The organism is Bacillus sp. SB49 (genome assembly GCF_000469135.2).
Lineage (GTDB): Bacteria > Bacillota > Bacilli > Bacillales > Halobacillaceae > Halobacillus.
This window is the reverse complement of the sequence record NZ_CP048117.1, coordinates 2,742,026-2,759,353: the sequence shown is the minus strand read 5'-3', so window position 1 is coordinate 2,759,353 and position 17,328 is coordinate 2,742,026. Positions and strand designations below refer to the sequence as shown.

Annotated in this window: 12 protein-coding genes; 11 read left to right on the top strand and 1 reads right to left on the bottom strand. The window is 46.8% G+C overall.

All coding sequences use genetic code 11. The features are described from left to right. Positions 1–36: 36 nt before the first annotated feature. The 5 genes from M662_RS14510 to M662_RS14490 all read left to right on the top strand — a co-directional run bounded on the left by M662_RS14510 (position 37) and on the right by M662_RS14490 (position 4,887). Complete coding sequence (locus M662_RS14510; RefSeq protein ID WP_026578222.1) at positions 37–1,650, top strand: gamma-glutamyltransferase family protein; 1,614 nt, start codon at positions 37–39, stop codon at positions 1,648–1,650. 18 nt (positions 1,651–1,668) lie between these two features. After that, a complete protein-coding gene (locus M662_RS14505; RefSeq protein ID WP_026578223.1) occupies positions 1,669–2,229 on the top strand; it encodes a chromate transporter in 561 nt (186 codons plus the stop codon). Continuing rightward, the gene (locus M662_RS14500; protein ID WP_008635649.1) at positions 2,226–2,756 is read left to right on the top strand and encodes a chromate transporter; all 531 of its coding nucleotides are present in this window, start codon (positions 2,226–2,228) and stop codon (positions 2,754–2,756) included. The genes M662_RS14505 and M662_RS14500 overlap by 4 nt, the downstream gene beginning before the upstream one ends. 181 nt (positions 2,757–2,937) lie before the next feature. Next, complete coding sequence (locus M662_RS14495; protein WP_008635652.1) at positions 2,938–3,780, top strand: ABC transporter ATP-binding protein; 843 nt, start codon at positions 2,938–2,940, stop codon at positions 3,778–3,780. 222 nt (positions 3,781–4,002) lie between these two features. Beyond that, positions 4,003–4,887, top strand: a complete 885-nt coding sequence (locus M662_RS14490; protein ID WP_008635655.1) for a COX15/CtaA family protein — start codon at positions 4,003–4,005, stop codon at positions 4,885–4,887. 41 nt (positions 4,888–4,928) lie between these two features. Here the strand turns inward: M662_RS14490 and M662_RS14485 are convergent, their stop codons facing one another. Next, the gene (locus M662_RS14485) at positions 4,929–8,129 is read right to left on the bottom strand and encodes a DEAD/DEAH box helicase (RefSeq protein WP_026578224.1); all 3,201 of its coding nucleotides are present in this window, start codon (positions 8,127–8,129) and stop codon (positions 4,929–4,931) included. Between the two features lie 285 nt (positions 8,130–8,414). On the opposite strand from M662_RS14485, the gene M662_RS14480 reads away from it, so the two are divergent. The 6 genes from M662_RS14480 to M662_RS14455 all read left to right on the top strand — a co-directional run bounded on the left by M662_RS14480 (position 8,415) and on the right by M662_RS14455 (position 17,316). Beyond that, on the top strand, positions 8,415–10,004 hold the full coding sequence (locus M662_RS14480) for a peptide chain release factor 3 (RefSeq protein WP_008635659.1): 1,590 nt from the start codon (positions 8,415–8,417) through the stop codon (positions 10,002–10,004). 245 nt (positions 10,005–10,249) lie between these two features. After that, positions 10,250–12,229 carry an excinuclease ABC subunit UvrB gene (gene uvrB, locus M662_RS14475; protein ID WP_008635661.1) on the top strand — a complete coding sequence of 660 codons (1,980 nt, stop codon included), beginning with the start codon at positions 10,250–10,252 and terminating at the stop codon, positions 12,227–12,229. A gap of 7 nt (positions 12,230–12,236) precedes the next feature. After that, positions 12,237–15,113, top strand: a complete 2,877-nt coding sequence (gene uvrA, locus M662_RS14470; protein ID WP_008635667.1) for an excinuclease ABC subunit UvrA — start codon at positions 12,237–12,239, stop codon at positions 15,111–15,113. Positions 15,114–15,179: 66 nt separating this feature from the next. Next, on the top strand, positions 15,180–15,551 hold the full coding sequence (locus tag M662_RS14465; RefSeq protein WP_008635669.1) for a YojF family protein: 372 nt from the start codon (positions 15,180–15,182) through the stop codon (positions 15,549–15,551). Further along, a complete protein-coding gene (gene bshB2, locus M662_RS14460) occupies positions 15,544–16,188 on the top strand; it encodes a bacillithiol biosynthesis deacetylase BshB2 (protein WP_008635670.1) in 645 nt (214 codons plus the stop codon). Before M662_RS14465 ends, bshB2 begins: the two co-directional genes overlap by 8 nt. A gap of 96 nt (positions 16,189–16,284) precedes the next feature. Beyond that, positions 16,285–17,316, top strand: coding sequence for a DUF4097 family beta strand repeat-containing protein (locus M662_RS14455; RefSeq protein WP_026578225.1), 1,032 nt, complete (start codon positions 16,285–16,287; stop codon positions 17,314–17,316). Positions 17,317–17,328 lie beyond the last annotated feature (12 nt).

The following is a 17,328-nucleotide window of genomic DNA, read 5'->3' as shown; positions in this document are numbered from 1 at the left end:
TCTGTCTGTTCATAGAAAAAAGAAAGGGTGGAAAGAATGGCGAAAATCAATCACTTGCATTACCCATATCAATCCCGTCGTGTGAGCACAACGGCCAGGAAAGGGATGGTGGCAACATCTCAACCGCTTGCGGCTCAAATCGGGTTGGATATATTGAAGAAAGGGGGGAACGCTGTCGATGCAGCGATCGCATCTGCTGCTGCCTTGACAGTTGTCGAACCGACATCGAACGGTATCGGCGGTGATGCCTTCGCGTTAGTCTGGATAAATGGAAAACTGCACGGGCTGAACGGGAGCGGTCCCGCCCCTTCAGGCATATCGATTAATAAAATGAAAGCTCTTGGGTATGAAGAGATGCCGCAATATGGCTGGATGCCTGTGACGGTACCTGGTGCTCCCGGGGCGTGGGTGGAACTTTCGAAAAAGTTCGGAAAGCTTCCATTTCGGGAACTTCTTGAGCCGGCAATTGCATATGCAAAAGAAGGGTTTGCAGTCTCTCCCATCGTGAGCAAGCTGTGGAACAGGGCATATGAACGGTATAAGCATGAGTTGACGAGGGAAGAATTCTCTTCTTGGTTTGATACCTTTGCACCGGGAGGAAAGGTTCCGAAAGCCGGCGATACATGGCAGTCGACAGACCACGCTGCGACACTTGCCGCCATAGCTGAAACGGAGGGGGCTGATTTTTATACCGGCGAACTTGCTGACCGTATAGCGGCATTCTCTGAACAGTGCGGTGGTTTCCTTACGAAAGAGGACCTCTCCGGTTACAAGCCGGAATGGGTGGACCCCGTGTCTGTCCCGTACCGGGGGTATGAGGTATGGGAGATGCCTCCGAACGGACAGGGAATCGTCGCTTTGATGGCCCTTCGTTTGTTGGACGGATTCTCATTTGAAGAGAGAGACAGCGGCAGCACGTTCCATAAGCAGATTGAGGCAATGAAGCTTGCCTTTGCAGACGGTGGTCACTATATTGCTGAGAAACATTCAATGAGAGTTGATGTTGATGAACTCCTGAGTGAAGCATATGCAGATAGTAGAAGAGGAGAAATCGGTGCTAAGGCCGCTTTGCCGGCACCTGGAAATCCATCGACGGGTGGAACGGTTTATTTAGCAACAGCAGATGAAGAAGGAAACATGGTTTCTTTCATACAGAGCAACTATAACGGATTTGGATCCGGACTTGTCGTTCCAGGAACAGGAATTGCACTTCAAAATCGCGGTCGTAATTTCTCTTTTGACCCCGATCACCCCAACTGCCTGGAGGGTGGAAAGCGAAGTTACCACACGATCATTCCCGGTTTCCTGACATGTAAGGGGCAGGCAGTGGGGCCGTTCGGTGTCATGGGAGAGTTCATGCAGCCGCAGGGGCATGTCCAGGTCATTATGAATATGATCGATTTCCACCTGAACCCCCAAGCCTCTCTTGATGCACCCCGCTGGCAATGGAAAACCGGCAGGAATGTGCTGGTAGAGAGTGATTTTCCATTAGAGGCATTGGAGGCATTGCGCGCACGGGGCCATGAGATAGAAGTGATGGAAGACAGAACATCGTTCGGACGTGGGCAGATCATCTGGAGAGATTCGGAGACCGGCACGTTATACGGAGGAACAGAATCCCGGACCGACGGTTCTGTCGCGGCCTGGTAAAGGGAAGGGGGAAGGGAAATGAGAATACAGCTTCAAATCTTCCTCGCATTCTTCCGAGTAGGTATCCTCGGCTATGGCGGGGGGCCGTCTTCTATACCGCTCGTACATAAAGAGGTCGTTGAAAAGTATAAATGGATGAATGATGATGAATTTGGTGATCTTCTCGCTCTTGCGAATACGCTGCCTGGACCCATTGCGACTAAAATGGCCGGCTATATCGGTTTTCGGGTAAAAGGAACGCTGGGGCTGACCAATGCCATTCTAGCTACCATTCTCCCCACCATTGTTTTGATGATTGTGCTGTTGACTTCGCTTTCTTCTTTTAAAGACAAAGCATGGGTGCAGGGGATGACCCAGGCGGTCATACCGGTTGTCGGTGTGATGCTTGCCGTTCTGACTTGGCAGTTTCTACAGAAAGCAGCAAATGGACTTGGTTATCTAATGACAGGTTTGCTTGCATGTGGCACGCTCCTCCTTTTGCGGCCGCTGGGCGTACACCCGGGAATTATCATTGCCATTCTGTTAGTAGCGGCACTGACCGGTAAAGGGAAGCAAAAATCGAAGGAGGGTGCATCATGATCTATTGGAAGATATTTGTCGCCTTTTTCATACCGGGGATTCTAGGATACGGCGGTGGACCGTCTTCCATCCCTTTGGTGGAGAATGAAGTAGTGGATCGTTATGGTTGGTATGAGGTTAGGGAGTTCAGTGAAATATTGGCTATGGGGAATGCATTGCCCGGACCTATTGCGACAAAAATGGCAGGTTACATCGGATATGAACAGGGCGGGGTTCTCGGTGCCGTCATCGGAATTGCAGCCACAGTAGGGCCGTCCATGATTCTAATGATCGCACTGCTTGGAATTTTGTATAAATACAAAGAATCACCACGCGTAAAGCGGATGACTATGCTGGTGAGACCGACGATCGCTGTATTGCTCGGAATAATTACGTATGATTTTTTTGTGAATTCTTATGAAGGGGCGGGGCTTTTCCAAACTATTTTTCTGATAGCAGCGAGCTTTCTGCTTTTGGAACGGTGGAAAGTCCACCCTGCGTTGGTCATTGCAGGTGCACTTGGTTACGGCGCGCTTTTTCTCGGATAAGAAGAGTTCTTTCACAGAGGCATCCTGCATATTATTTTCAAGTGTGTAATGAAAATGATTCTCAAATTCATTGACAGCAATCGATAGAGCCCATAAACTAGAAAGTAGAGAAAACTCGGAATTCCATGATTGAATATAGATGACGGCGTTGGAATGTGTGATAACAAAGGAGAGATCGACTATGGATACCTTGTTTGCAAATAACTTGACATTAGGATATGGCGACTCAATCATTATCGATTCTTTGGATGTGAAAATCCCTAAAGGAAAAGTGACGGTACTCATCGGTGGGAACGGGTGCGGGAAGTCCACTCTGCTCCGGTCAATGGCGCGGTTACTGAAACCGAAATCAGGCGAAGTCATCCTTGATAGTAAGGATATCGCAAAAATGCGGACAAAAGAGGTTGCCAAGAAGATGGCGATTCTTCCGCAAAGTCCAACGACTCCGGAAGGTTTGACTGTGTATCAGCTTGTTAAACAGGGCCGCTATCCATACCAGGGCTTCGGAAAGCGTTGGTCGAAAGACGATGAACATGCAGTGATGACGGCATTAGAAGATACGAATTTAACGGAATTGAAGGATCGTACCGTCGATTCTCTTTCCGGTGGACAACGGCAGCGTGCGTGGATTGCCATGACATTGGCTCAAGACACCGATACGCTTCTGCTTGATGAACCGACTACCTATCTGGATATGACTCACCAGATTGAGATTTTAGATCTGCTGTTCGACTTGAATCAGGATAAAGGCCGGACGGTCGTCATGGTGCTCCATGATATCAACCTTGCCTGTCGTTATGCCGACCATATCATCGCTGTCAAAGATAAAACGGTGTATTCTCAAGGAAAGCCGGAAGAAGTCGTTTCCTGTGAAATGATGCAGCACGTATTTGAGATGACGTGTGATGTCAGAGAAGATCCGTTGTTCGGCACACCGATGTGTATCCCGCACGGAAAGGGCCGCTGTCTTATCAAACAAGCCCAGGCGGAAGCGCGCAAACAACAAGCAGCAGTTACGGTCTGATGGAAACCGGGGAGGAATGGACCTTCCCGGTTTTTTTTGTTTTATGATCGTCCATTCTTTTAATGGCCAACCTCGAAGAAGTAGGTGGATTTAGGTTGTTCACAAAAAGTTCATGAGAAACGTATAGGATTTCCTTTCTCTATTAATTCTAATTCGTGATATGATTTATTTTGGAACTTCATGTTTTTATAATTAACATCTAAATAGAGAAAGGGTAAGACGATGAAGAAATTTTCAATTTTAACTACCATCGTCACGTTTCTCGCACTAATTCTCGGGAACCTTGTCGTCGCAACCGATTCCGGGGATGCGTGCGGAAGTACGTGGCCTGTATGTAATGGACAAATTATTCCTGATATTACGGATTATCATGTCATCATCGAGTATTCCCACCGTTTAATGGTTCCACTTCTTGTTGTATTGACTGGAATCAATGCAATCGGTGCTATCATCAAATACCGTAAGCATAAGCCTGTATTCGTATTGGCTATCCTGAGTATCATTCTGCTGCTTTTCCAATCCATGGTTGGTGGTTTGAACGTGCTCTTGGGAACACCTCCCGGCTTCACGACATTTGATGTAACGTTCAGCCAAATGCTGTTGGTCATTCTTGTACTGCTCAGCTACAGTTTGAACAACAAACCAGTCGAGTTGGATCGAGATCGCTGGTCGTCTGTATCTCAAAGCTACCGTGCTTTCCTGATCGGCTATAGTGTATACGTTCTTCAAGTCATTTTGGGTGCTTTCTTTAAACATAGTCGTGCCAGCAATGTTCTCTTGGATATACCTGCAATGGAGTACTTAATTAAGAGTGAATCCATTGCCAACATGATTTATTCGCTCCATTGGGTCGCTACGTTTGTCATAATAGTAGCTGCCATTTGGTTTGTCATTTACGCTTCCAGGTTCCGCTATCATATCTTGTTGTCCTGGTTGTACCTGTTATCAATCGTTATGAACGCTGCTGTAGGGTTTGTAATCGTCATTACGGGCAATGTCGTATTGGCATCGTCCCTCCACATGTTGATATCAACGGTTACGATGGCTATCGGAGCAAGCATCCTTGGCGGGTACTGGTTTAAAATGCGTAAAAAAGCCGCAGTGTAAACAAAAGCAGCTGTCTCTTGTGAGACAGCTGCTTTTTTATTTCATGCAAAGAGTTGTTTGATTTCCTCTTCACTTAAAGAGGTAAGCATCGATTCACCAGGCTGGATAATTTGATCAACAAGATCCCTTTTCTTCTGCTGCAGTTGATAGATCCTCTCTTCAATCGTACCTTCTGCTATCATTCGAATGACCTGAACGACTTTTTCCTGGCCGATTCGGTGTGCACGACCGGCGGCTTGTTCCTCGATTGCCGGGTTCCACCACAGGTCATACAAAATGACCGTGTCGGCTCCGGTCAAATTCAGACCGGTCCCTCCGGCTTTTAAGGAGATGAAGAAAGCATCTTTCTCTCCGGCATTGAACCGATCGACCATTTCCATGCGTTTTTCTGTTTTTGTCCGACCGTCCAAATAAAAGGCATCCAGACCGGATTTCTGAAGTTCTTCGTGCATGAGGGAAAGCATACTGGAAAACTGAGAGAAAATAAGGAGACGGTTGCCGTTTTCTTTCCGCTCTAAAGCAAGTTCCTTCAGCTGCTCCAATTTACCTGATTTCCCTTCATAGTTCTCCAGGAATAATGCCGGGTGGCAGCAAATTTGGCGGAGGCGTGTTAATCCAGCCAGGATCTCAAGTTTCCCTCGCTGTATTCCTTTTGTCGCAATGGTCTCCTGGATATCGTTCTGGATTCGTTCCAGGTAGGCGAGGTAAACCTCTTTCTGCTCCCTGGTCAGCTCTGAGTACTGGACAGAATCGATCTTATCCGGTAGTTCATCAAGAACCTCCGTCTTCATCCGTCGTAATATAAACGGCCGCGTCATCATGGAGATCTTCTCTGGTTTTAATTGCGTGAATTTCTTTTTGCTCGGGAAGAAACCCGGCATAATTGCACGGAATAAAGACCACAACTCTTGAAGAGAATTCTCAATTGGTGTTCCACTTAAGGCGAAGCGGTGTCTGCTTTTTACGGATCGTACCGCGACGGCAGTTTTGGTCGCTTCGTTCTTGATCGCCTGTGATTCATCAAGAACCATGGTGTGGAATGACTGGTCGCTGTAGGAGGCAACATCCTGTCTCAATAATGGATACGAGGTAATCCAAACATCTTTAGAAGCAGCTGCTTCCAGAGCTTCCTGACGTGAAGACGGGTCCCCGGTCAACACCTGGAGAGAAAGGGAAGGTGCAAATTTCTCTAATTCCTTCTTCCAGTTAAAGACGAGAGAAGCCGGAGCAACAATCAGCGCCGGTTCATTCATCAGCCCTTCTTCTTTTTCATGAAGCAGGTAAGTGATCGTCTGCAGCGTTTTTCCAAGTCCCATATCATCCGCAAGGACACCACCGAGACCATAGTGGCTGAGCATCTTCATCCAACGAAAACCGGTGAGCTGATAGGAGCGCAGCTCTGCATTCAGTCCAGATGGAGGTGCGATATCAAACGACTGTGGTGATTTAAGCTGGTTCACAAGTTCATGGAACAGCCGGTTTCGTTCCGCATCCGTCGGTTGAAGGGCATCTTCCACCTGAAGGCTCCGCGCCGTGGAAACGTGGAGTTGATTGTCATCTAAATCCTGTGCGGTAAGATCCAGTTCGTTCATAAGTTTCTGGAAGCGTTCAAAGGAGTCCGAGGTCAAAGACATTAGAGCTCCATCCGAGAGTCGATAATACTTTTTCTTTTCAATTACGGCCTTGAGCGCTTCGTGTATGTCATCAGAGCTGATTCCCTCAATGGTAAAGCGGATATCAAGCCAGTTCCCTTCGTTTTCAAGCTCGACGGAACTTTGGAGTTCGTGTGCTTCTTCGCTGATTAAAGAGCGTACGGAGGAAGATAAGTAGACATCACTCCACTCTTTAAGCTTCGGAAGATAATAGCGCAGAAAAACATCTAAAGGGTATTCATCTTCAATATAGACCATTTCTCCATCAAATTTAAATTCGGCAGACTCAATGATCTGCATGATATGCTCTTCCGTTTGACTGTCTCTCTGTATAATTGCCTGAGAGCCGTTATTCTGTTGAAAAGGATCGATGGTAATGTCACCATAATGGAACTTTACATCAATGGTTAATGTCCATTGGGAGAAGTCCAAATAAACTTCTGCCCGCAATGGCTCCTGAATAATTCTTTCCTTAGCGGAAGAGTCCAGATTAACGTCAGCTATCCGCTCTAACTCTGGCAGGACGTAGGAAACAATTCCTTCCATATCGTGATAGCTTACTGTGTGACTTCCGCTCGAGTTGTATGGGAGCGTAGTATATAAGGTCCTCAAAATATCTTCTTTCTCCGGGTCAATTGGATAGAAGGAAGACTGACGGTACAGCATATGGTAATCTGCCAGGTAATCATATTCCTTCAACTTGTTCATATGCATATGAAAGTGACCGCGTTCTTCCGTTACGTAAAAGGACAAATCCGGAAAATCTTGTTCGAAGCGGACAGCCCCCATCGGATCGCCACGGTCAATCATCGCAGCATTTTGTTCCTGTAGCAATGGAAGGAGATCCTTGGTCATGGCAGGTGGAATGCGTAAAACTTTCTTATCGTTCATACTCCAATGCTGCTCATAAAACTGCTCCTGTTCATATGCCCGCTGAAGAATATGGAAAATTCGCTTATCCAGCTCTGTAAACAGGTGTTCGGATGGGTCAAAGGTGAACTTTTTCGTAATCCTGTAAGGCTGCTGCTTCCGAATGTGGTCAAGAAGCTCCCGAATATTCTTGATGACGTAGGGATAGCCTTCGCCGATTTTTATCTCCATTCCAAGACTCTTCGCGCCAAGCATGGATTGAAGGTGCAGAAAATAGTTGACTTGCAGCGGCCGCTTGCTTTCTGTTTCCGACTGGTTTTCCTGACGCTGCCGGAAAGCCTCAAACAAACTTACAGCGAACATACGGTCTTGACTGGCCGGAGGGAATTGGACGTTCTTCCCTTTCTCAGCCAGACGCGGAGCGAGCTCCTCCAATGTTTTCTCACGTATGGCGATTAAAACGGCGGCGATATGTTTACACGTATAGTGCTCTGCATATGCCGGGCATTCGCACGTCGCCTCGACATCTTCATCGTCAAAAAAGAAAACGCGGACTTCATAATCATGGGTCCCCGCTACGACCGCCCGCCAGGAACGGATGGCGCTATTATGTGACAGTCCATACACTTTACCTGATTCGAAGTAGCGTTTACCCCGCTCATAGTAAGTGGGACCGGTAATCTTTTGTATATCTTTCGGTTGTAGTAAATAACTTTGCATATATGGCATCCTTACTGAACGTTATTTGCTTCTATTATAACAGGTTTGCAGAGGGGGAGAGAAGTGGAAGGAATCATGGCCTGTCACGTCAAGCATTGATTTTAGCGGGCGGTTATGCTAACTTTCAAAGTATAATCAAAAGTGTTGAAGCGCTCTGAAATCGAGGCGCGCTTTTTTTATGGAAAAGGAATGCTGTACGGATCATGTGTCCACGACACGGTCGTTGTAACGTATATCCTGCCTTAAATCAAAACATATAAAATTTATAACATGGAGGATATCACGATGAATCCTATTCAAGAAGAAATGAAAAAGCGTCGTACGTTTGCTATTATCTCCCACCCGGACGCCGGAAAAACGACGATGACGGAAAAAATGCTGCTGTTTGGTAATCTGATTCGTTCAGCAGGAACGGTAAAAGGAAAGAAATCTGGTAAATTCGCTACATCCGACTGGATGGAAATCGAGAAGCAGCGGGGAATCTCAGTAACATCGAGTGTTATGAACTTCCCATATAAAGGCTACCAGGTCAATATACTGGATACGCCTGGCCACGAAGACTTCAGTGAAGACACGTATCGCACGCTGACAGCTGTCGACAGTGTTGTCATGGTTATTGACGGGACGAAAGGAATAGAGGCACAGACGCTCAAGTTGTTTAAAGTCTGTAAAATGCGCGGCATCCCAATTTTTACGTTCATTAACAAGATGGACAGGGAAGGACGCGAGCCGTTCGATTTAATGCAGGAAATTGAAGAAACTTTAAATATTGAAACATACCCGATGACCTGGCCTGCCGGTATGGGGAAACGATTCCTCGGGGTTTTTGACAGAGAACAGGAACAGTTCGTTCATTTCACAGGAAATGAGGAAGAAGATTATATTCCTTATAACCAGCTCGATCAGTATCCGGAATTAACAGAAAATGCAACATTCCAGGAAGCTCAGGAAGAGATGGAACTTGTGGCAGAAGCCGGGGAAGCATTTGATATGGAGAAGGTGCTGCGCGGTGATCAAACGCCGGTATTCTTCGGTAGTGCACTCGCCCCATTCGGAGTCGAAACATTCTTTAATTCATTTATTGAAATGGCACCCGAACCTGCACCACGTAAGTCAACGGAAGGTGTCGTTTCACCAGAAGACGAGGAGTTTTCAGGTTTTATTTTCAAAATCCAGGCTAACATGAATCCGCAGCACCGCGATCGGATCGCTTTTGTTCGAGTTTGTTCCGGTAAATTCGAACGCGGAATGAACGTCACGCTCTCGCGAACCGGAAAAACCTTTAAACTTGCCCAGTCACAACAGTTCGTAGCCTCTTCACGTGGAACCGTTGAGGAAGGATATGCAGGAGATATTATCGGAATCTATGATCCAAACGTCTATCGGATCGGCGATACGATTGTTACAGGTAAATCCAAGTTTGAATATGATGAACTTCCTCAATTCCCGCCGGAGATCTTCAAGAAGGTTACAGCTAAAAACGTTATGAAATCGAAGCAGTTCCGCAAAGGTTTGGAACAGCTGGTTCAGGAAGGAGCAATTCAGCTGTTTAAACGCTACAGCTTCGAAGATTTTATCATCGGTGCTGTCGGAGAACTTCAATACGAAGTATTCGAATATCGGATGAAGAATGAGTATAATGTGGATATTGAGTTAATACCGCTTGGAGAGCGTATTCCACGCTGGCTTAAAGAGGATCAGGTGGACGTTTCGCTGTTCGATGAACGGAACATGCTTGCTGAAGATCGGGAAGGGAATCCGGTTGTTCTGTTCAAAAACGATTTTTCCCTGCGTTGGTTCATTGATAAGAATCCGGATATTGAGTTGATCGATTTGTTTGAAGTAAATGAATATAATCAAACCTTTGATGCGTAAGCCCTGAATTGATATAGAAATAAACAAAGCACCTGTGGATACAGGTGCTTTGTTTATTTTTCCGAGTCGTAAAGGATATAGGTGAGCGTTGGTTGGATGGAAAAGGAGTATGTCGGAGAGAGGGGATAAATATGGGAAAATAGGGAAAAACCAATTGCAAGTGCGAATGTTTGTTCGTTTAAGGTTAGAATGGTAAACTGTTGTGGTAAACTAGGAAGGAATAGTGAGGAACGGAGGTTTTCGTCGTGGAGGGACAATTCGAATTAGTATCTAAATACACCCCGCAGGGAGATCAGCCGCGAGCAATCAAAGCATTGGTCGAAGGGATTAACAATGGGGAAAAACATCAGACGTTACTCGGTGCAACGGGTACCGGTAAGACGTTCACCATGTCAAACGTCATTGAACAGGTCAACAAGCCGACACTGATCATAGCCCATAACAAAACGTTGGCAGGGCAGCTCTACAGTGAATTCAAGGAGTTCTTTCCAAATAACGCTGTGGAATATTTTGTCAGTTACTATGATTATTATCAGCCGGAAGCTTATGTCCCTTCGTCGGATACGTTTATCGAGAAGGACGCGAGCATCAATGATGAGATCGACAAGCTGCGCCACTCCGCTACGTCTGCTTTGTTTGAGCGGAACGATGTCATCATTGTTGCCAGTGTTTCTTGTATTTATGGTTTAGGTTCTCCCGACGAATATCGAAGTCAGGTGCTTTCCATTCGTACGGGAATGGAGAAGGATCGGGATCAGCTGCTCCGGAACCTTGTAGACATTCAATATGCGCGGAACGATATTGACTTTCAGCGTGGTACATTCCGCGTGCGCGGGGATTCGGTGGAAATTATTCCTGCTTCACGGGAAGAACATGCGATGAGGATTGAATTTTTCGGAGACGAAATTGACCGGATCAGAGAAGTGGATGTGTTGACCGGCGAAGTGATCGGCGATCGGGAGCATGTAGCGATTTTCCCGGCCTCCCACTTCGTCACCCGGGAAGAAAAGTTGAAAAAAGCCATTGAAAATATAGAACAGGAAATGAAAGACCGTGTAAAAGAGCTTCGGGACAACGACAAGCTTCTCGAAGCGCAGCGTCTGGAGCAGCGGACAAACTACGATTTGGAAATGATGAGGGAAATGGGTTTCTGTTCAGGAATCGAAAACTATTCCCGTCATTTGACGTTCCGGGAGCCGGGAGCGACGCCTTATACGCTTCTCGACTATTTCCCGGATGATTTCCTGATTATGATTGATGAATCCCATGTGACACTTCCACAGGTGAGAGGGATGTATAACGGGGACAGGGCTAGGAAACAAGTGCTCGTCGATCATGGATTCCGTCTCCCTTCCGCTATGGACAACAGGCCGCTTATGTTTCATGAATTCGAGGAACACATCAACCAGATTGCTTACGTTTCGGCGACGCCTGGTCCATACGAAATCGAACATACACCGAAGATGATCGAGCAGATTATCCGGCCGACCGGACTTCTTGATCCGGAAATTGAAGTGCGTCCGATTCATGGTCAGATCGATGATCTGGTGGGAGAGATCAACAAGCGGAAAGATCGAAATGAGAGGATACTGGTTACAACACTTACGAAGAAAATGTCTGAGGATTTAACGGACTACCTCAAAGAGTTGGGAATGAAGGTTGCTTACCTCCATTCAGAAATCAAGACGCTCGAACGGATTGAAATCATCCGGGATCTTCGTGTCGGTAAATACGATGTGTTGATCGGAATCAACTTGTTGAGAGAGGGTCTGGACATTCCGGAAGTATCTCTCGTTACTATTCTCGATGCAGATAAAGAAGGTTTCCTCCGTTCCGACCGTTCCCTGATTCAGACGATCGGACGTGCAGCACGAAATGAAAACGGAAGAGTTATCATGTATGCCGACAAAGTGACGGCTTCCATGCAGTTTGCTATAGATGAAACATACCGTCGTCGGGAGAAGCAGATTGCCTATAACGAAGAGCACGGTGTAACTCCGACAACGATCAAGAAAGAAGTGCGTGACGTTATTAAGGCTACTGCCGTCGCAGAAGAAGAGGAACAGTACGATACGGGTAAGAAGCCGTCGGAAATGACGAAGCGCGAACGTCAGGAGCTTATCGACAATATGGAAACGGAAATGAAGCAGGCAGCTCGGGAACTCGATTTCGAGCGTGCGGCTGAACTGCGTGATGTTTTGTTGGAACTAAAAGCGGAGGGATGATTTGAGTATGGCTAGTAAACATATAAGTATCAAGGGAGCCAGAGCCCACAATTTGAAGAATGTCGATATCGACATTCCAAAGAATAAGCTGGTGGTCATGACTGGTTTATCCGGTTCAGGGAAGTCTTCGTTGGCATTCGATACCATTTATGCCGAGGGACAGCGCCGATATGTGGAGTCCTTGAGTGCTTATGCCCGTCAGTTCCTTGGGCAGATGGATAAACCGGACGTCGATGCAATTGAAGGGTTATCCCCGGCAATTTCCATCGACCAGAAAACGACAAGTCGGAACCCTCGTTCTACTGTAGGGACCGTGACCGAAATTTACGATTATTTACGTCTGCTCTTCGCCAGGATTGGACGTCCGACCTGTCCGAAACACGGAATAGAAATCAGTTCTCAAACCGTCCAGCAGATGGTGGATCGTGTGATGGAGTATCCGGAAAGAACGAAGCTTCAGATTCTCGCACCTGTCGTCTCCGGGCGAAAAGGGGAACACGTGAAGGTGTTTGAACAGCTCCAAAAAGAAGGATATATCCGTCTTCGTGTCGACGGAGAAATGCGCGAAATTTCCGAGGAAATAAAACTGGATAAGAACAAGAAACATTCAATAGAAGTCGTCATTGACCGAATTGTTGTTAAAGATGGTGTGGAAGGCCGCCTTTCTGATTCCATCGAAACGGCTCTTAATCTAGGAAATGGACATACGATTGTGGATGTAATCGGCGAGGAGGAGCTGATGTTCAGTGAACACCATGCATGCCCGATATGCGGATTTTCCATCAGCGAGCTGGAGCCGCGTATGTTTTCCTTTAACAGCCCGTTTGGAGCATGCAGCCGCTGCGACGGTTTAGGTACTCAGCTTGAAGTAGATATCGATCTTGTGATTCCAGACAGGAGCCGGTCCTTGAACGAACACGCAATCGCCGCCTGGGAACCTCAAAGCTCACAATACTATCCGCAGCTGCTTAAGAGTGTTTCAGATCACTACGGTATTGATATGGATCAGCCTTTCGAAGAATTACCGGAGGAGCATAAAGAACGGATCCTTTACGGTAGTGGAGAGGAGAAGGTTTATTTCCGCTATGAGAACGATTTTGGAAAAGTAAGGGAAAATGAAATCTTCTTTGAAGGCGTTATTCCAAACATTTCCCGGCGCTATAGAGAAACCAGTTCCGACTATATTCGTGAGCAGATGGAAAAGTACATGGCACAGAAACCGTGTCCGAAGTGTAAAGGAAACAGATTGAATGAAGAAGCTCTCGCCGTTCTCATCAACGGCAAACATATCGGGGTGACAACAGACTTCTCTGTTACGGAAGCGAAGAATTTCTTCGATTCATTAGAACTGACAGAGAAGGAGGAAACGATCGCGCGCATGATCCTGAAGGAGATTGTAGAGCGATTGAGCTTTCTTGCGAATGTCGGCCTTGATTATTTAACACTTTCCCGGTCTGCCGGTACCCTTTCCGGCGGTGAAGCGCAGCGGATCAGGCTTGCGACCCAGATCGGTTCTGCACTTACGGGAGTATTATATGTACTGGACGAGCCTTCCATCGGCCTCCACCAGCGTGATAACGACAGACTGATTGAAACACTCAAGCGGATGCGTGATTTGGATAATACGCTGATCGTGGTAGAACATGATGAAGATACGATGTTGGCTGCCGACTATTTAATCGACATTGGACCTGGTGCAGGAGCACATGGCGGAAATATTGTTTCCCAGGGAACGCCGAAGCAGGTAATGAAGAGTCGGAAGTCTTTAACCGGGCAGTACTTGTCCGGTAAAAAATTCATTCCGCTTCCAGCAGAGCGCCGGAAACCGGATGGCCGCTTTTTGAAAATCAAAGGAGCGGAAGAGAACAACCTTAAGAAAGTGAACGCCGATGTGCCGCTTGGACTTCTGACCGCTGTCACCGGGGTATCAGGTTCAGGGAAGAGTACATTGATCAATGAAATCCTCTACAAAACACTTTCGATGCGGCTTCATAACGGAAAACAAAAACCAGGGAAGCATAAAACTGTAGAAGGAATCGATCAGCTCGACAAAGTGATTGATATCGATCAGTCGCCTATCGGCCGGACACCACGCTCCAACCCGGCTACGTACACAGGTGTATTCGATGATATCCGGGATGTTTTTGCACAGACGAACGAAGCGAAAATCCGCGGATACAAAAAAGGACGATTCAGCTTCAACGTCAAAGGTGGAAGGTGTGAAGCGTGTCGCGGGGATGGAATTATTAAAATCGAAATGCACTTTCTGCCGGATGTTTACGTTCCGTGCGAGGTATGTGACGGGAAACGCTATAACCGGGAAACGCTCGAAGTGAAATATAAAGGGAAGAGCATTGCAGATGTACTGGGGATGACGATTGAAGAAGCGCTGGATTTCTTTGCCAACATCCCGAAAATCAAACGGAAGCTGCAGACGGTGGCGGATGTCGGGCTTGATTACATTAAGCTTGGGCAGCCTGCGACGACCCTTTCCGGTGGGGAAGCCCAGCGTGTGAAACTTGCCAGCGAGCTTCATCGCCGTTCAAACGGAAAGTCCTTCTATATTCTGGACGAACCGACGACAGGATTACACGTGGACGACATATCCCGACTTCTTCAAGTGCTGCAGCGACTTGTGGAAAACGGAGATTCCGTTCTGATTATTGAACATAATCTGGATGTCATTAAAGCGGCAGATCACATCATTGATCTTGGACCGGAAGGCGGACAGAATGGCGGACAGATCATTGCTACCGGTACACCGGAAGAAGTGGCAGAACACAGGGAGTCCTATACGGGACGGTATTTAAAACCGGTTCTGGAAAGAGACCGCAAGCGAATGGAACAGCGTATGAGTGAGCGGGAAGAAGTCGCCTCCAAGTAGATGTTTTGACGCCTGCCGGAGAATTCAGTATCGTTAAACAAGAATCGTTTGACGGGAGGAATACTAGTGAAAGCAATACAGCAAGAAGCAGTTCAGAACAAAATAGATCAATTTGCCAACAAAGATGTCTACGTTCACTTGGAAACGACGAATGGGGCTTATGCCAGCCACTTTGATCAAAACGCTTATAATGTAGGGGCATTTATTCGCAATGCAAAAGTGAAATATAAACATGGAAAAATTGTCAGCACAGGCGGAGGTTTCCGCGTCGGATTGAAGCTGGATCTTGGATGGGTGTACGCAGAAGGAGTGTCGGATTTCGAAATTGATGAACATGACCGTCTCCTTTTGGCTGGACACGACCGGGAAGGTCGCCTTATGGTAGCTCTGGAAATCAGTGAGACTCCTTTTTCTCATGAGGTCGATCCGGATGAGTAAAGAGAAAGTGCTCGTCATCTTCCCTCATCCGGATGATGAATCCTTTGGGGCTTCGGGAACCATATCGAAGTTCAGGGAAGAAGGCGCAGAAGTCACTTATCTATGTGGTACATTAGGAGAGATGGGGCGTAATATGGGTAAGCCCGTATTTGCAAACAGAGAGACGCTCTCCTCGTTCCGTAAGGAGGAGCTCCAAAAAGCGGTTGAGGAGCTGGATATCGGCCTGGAATTTCTCGGTTACCGTGACAAGACGCTGGAGTTTGAACCATTGGATCAAATGGCTCTCTATCTGAAAGAGAGAATCGAGGCGTACGGAGCTTCCATCATTATCACACACTATCCTGGCTATGCCGTACACCCGGATCACGACGCTCTCGGTGCCGGCGTGGTGGAGGCTGTGCGTTTAATGGATGATTCGAAGCGGCCGGAGCTGTGGCTGCATGCCATTTCCAACGATCATCAGGAAGATTTGGGAGAACCGGAAATCGTATTGGATATCCGCCCTCATTGGGATAAGAAAATGGCAGCCATACGCGCTCACCTGTCTCAGGTGGATGGTATGATGAGTTTAATGGAACAGAACCCGGAACAATTAGAACGTATGAAAACAGAGCGTTTCTACCGCTGTAGTATTTAGGCAGATTACACCTTGAGAAGACACGATGTCTTTTCAAGGTGTTTTTTGAATCACTGGCTGTTGGCAAATCGTACGAAGAAGTAAGGAGTGAGGAAAATGACAGAAGAGCGAATGAAGATCCTCAAAATGATTGAAGAGGGGAAAATAACGGCTGATGAAGGAGCGAAGCTGCTTGAAGCTGTAGAAAGAAAGCCGGAGGAAGACAAAGAGAAACCCGCCTCCAAAAGGTATGGGTTACGAAACTTTTTCGATGATGCGGTTGAGAAAGTGAAAAAATCAGATTTTGACATGGTTTTCGGGGAATATCAATCTTTTTCCGAGGAGGCAGTGCTGGAGGCAGGGGAAATGAATGATATCGATGTATGGATTGCAAATGGTTCCCTTGTACTTCGATCGTGGGATCAGGATTATGTCAAAGCCGTATTTGATGGGAGGGTGTATGGGGCGGAGAGTGAACAGCAGGCGAAGGACAGGTTCCAAGAGGACGTGAACCTGACTTTGAAAGCAGGTTTGCTCCGACTTTCCAGCCCGGTCAAAAAAACAAAGGTGAAGGTGGAGCTTTATGTTCCTCCTGTCCACCTTTCCTTTATTAAAGCGAAGCTGTCCAACGGTGAGCTGGAAATAGAGGAGCTGAAAGCAGATCAGCTGCAGTTGAAAACATCAAATGGTCCTGTGAAATTAAAGGAGTTGATTGGTCGCAGCTGCAAGGTTGAAACAGGTAATGGAAGTATTACGGCAGCATCCGTTAATTTTGAGGAGTGGGAAGCAGATACCATCAATGGGACCGTCTCCCTTGTTGGTGATCTTGGCAAGAGTGATATTTCAACCGTAAGCGGACAAATTAAAGTGGATCATTTGAGCAATAAAGCTCATACGGGCTTCTATAAGACAACTGCTGGAAGCATTCGTGTTTCCATACCCAATGAAAGAAAAATAGTAGGATTATTGAAAAGCAATATAGGGAACGTATATTGCGAGTTGGAAAACTACAAGATTCTAAAAGACAAGAAAGATGTAATGAACAAACGTCTGGAATTCGAAGCTTACGAACAATATGACCAGACATATCATATAGAGGCTGAGACAAAGACCGGGCCTGTGACCGTCACCCCGCCGTCCATCCTCTGATCTTGTCTAAAA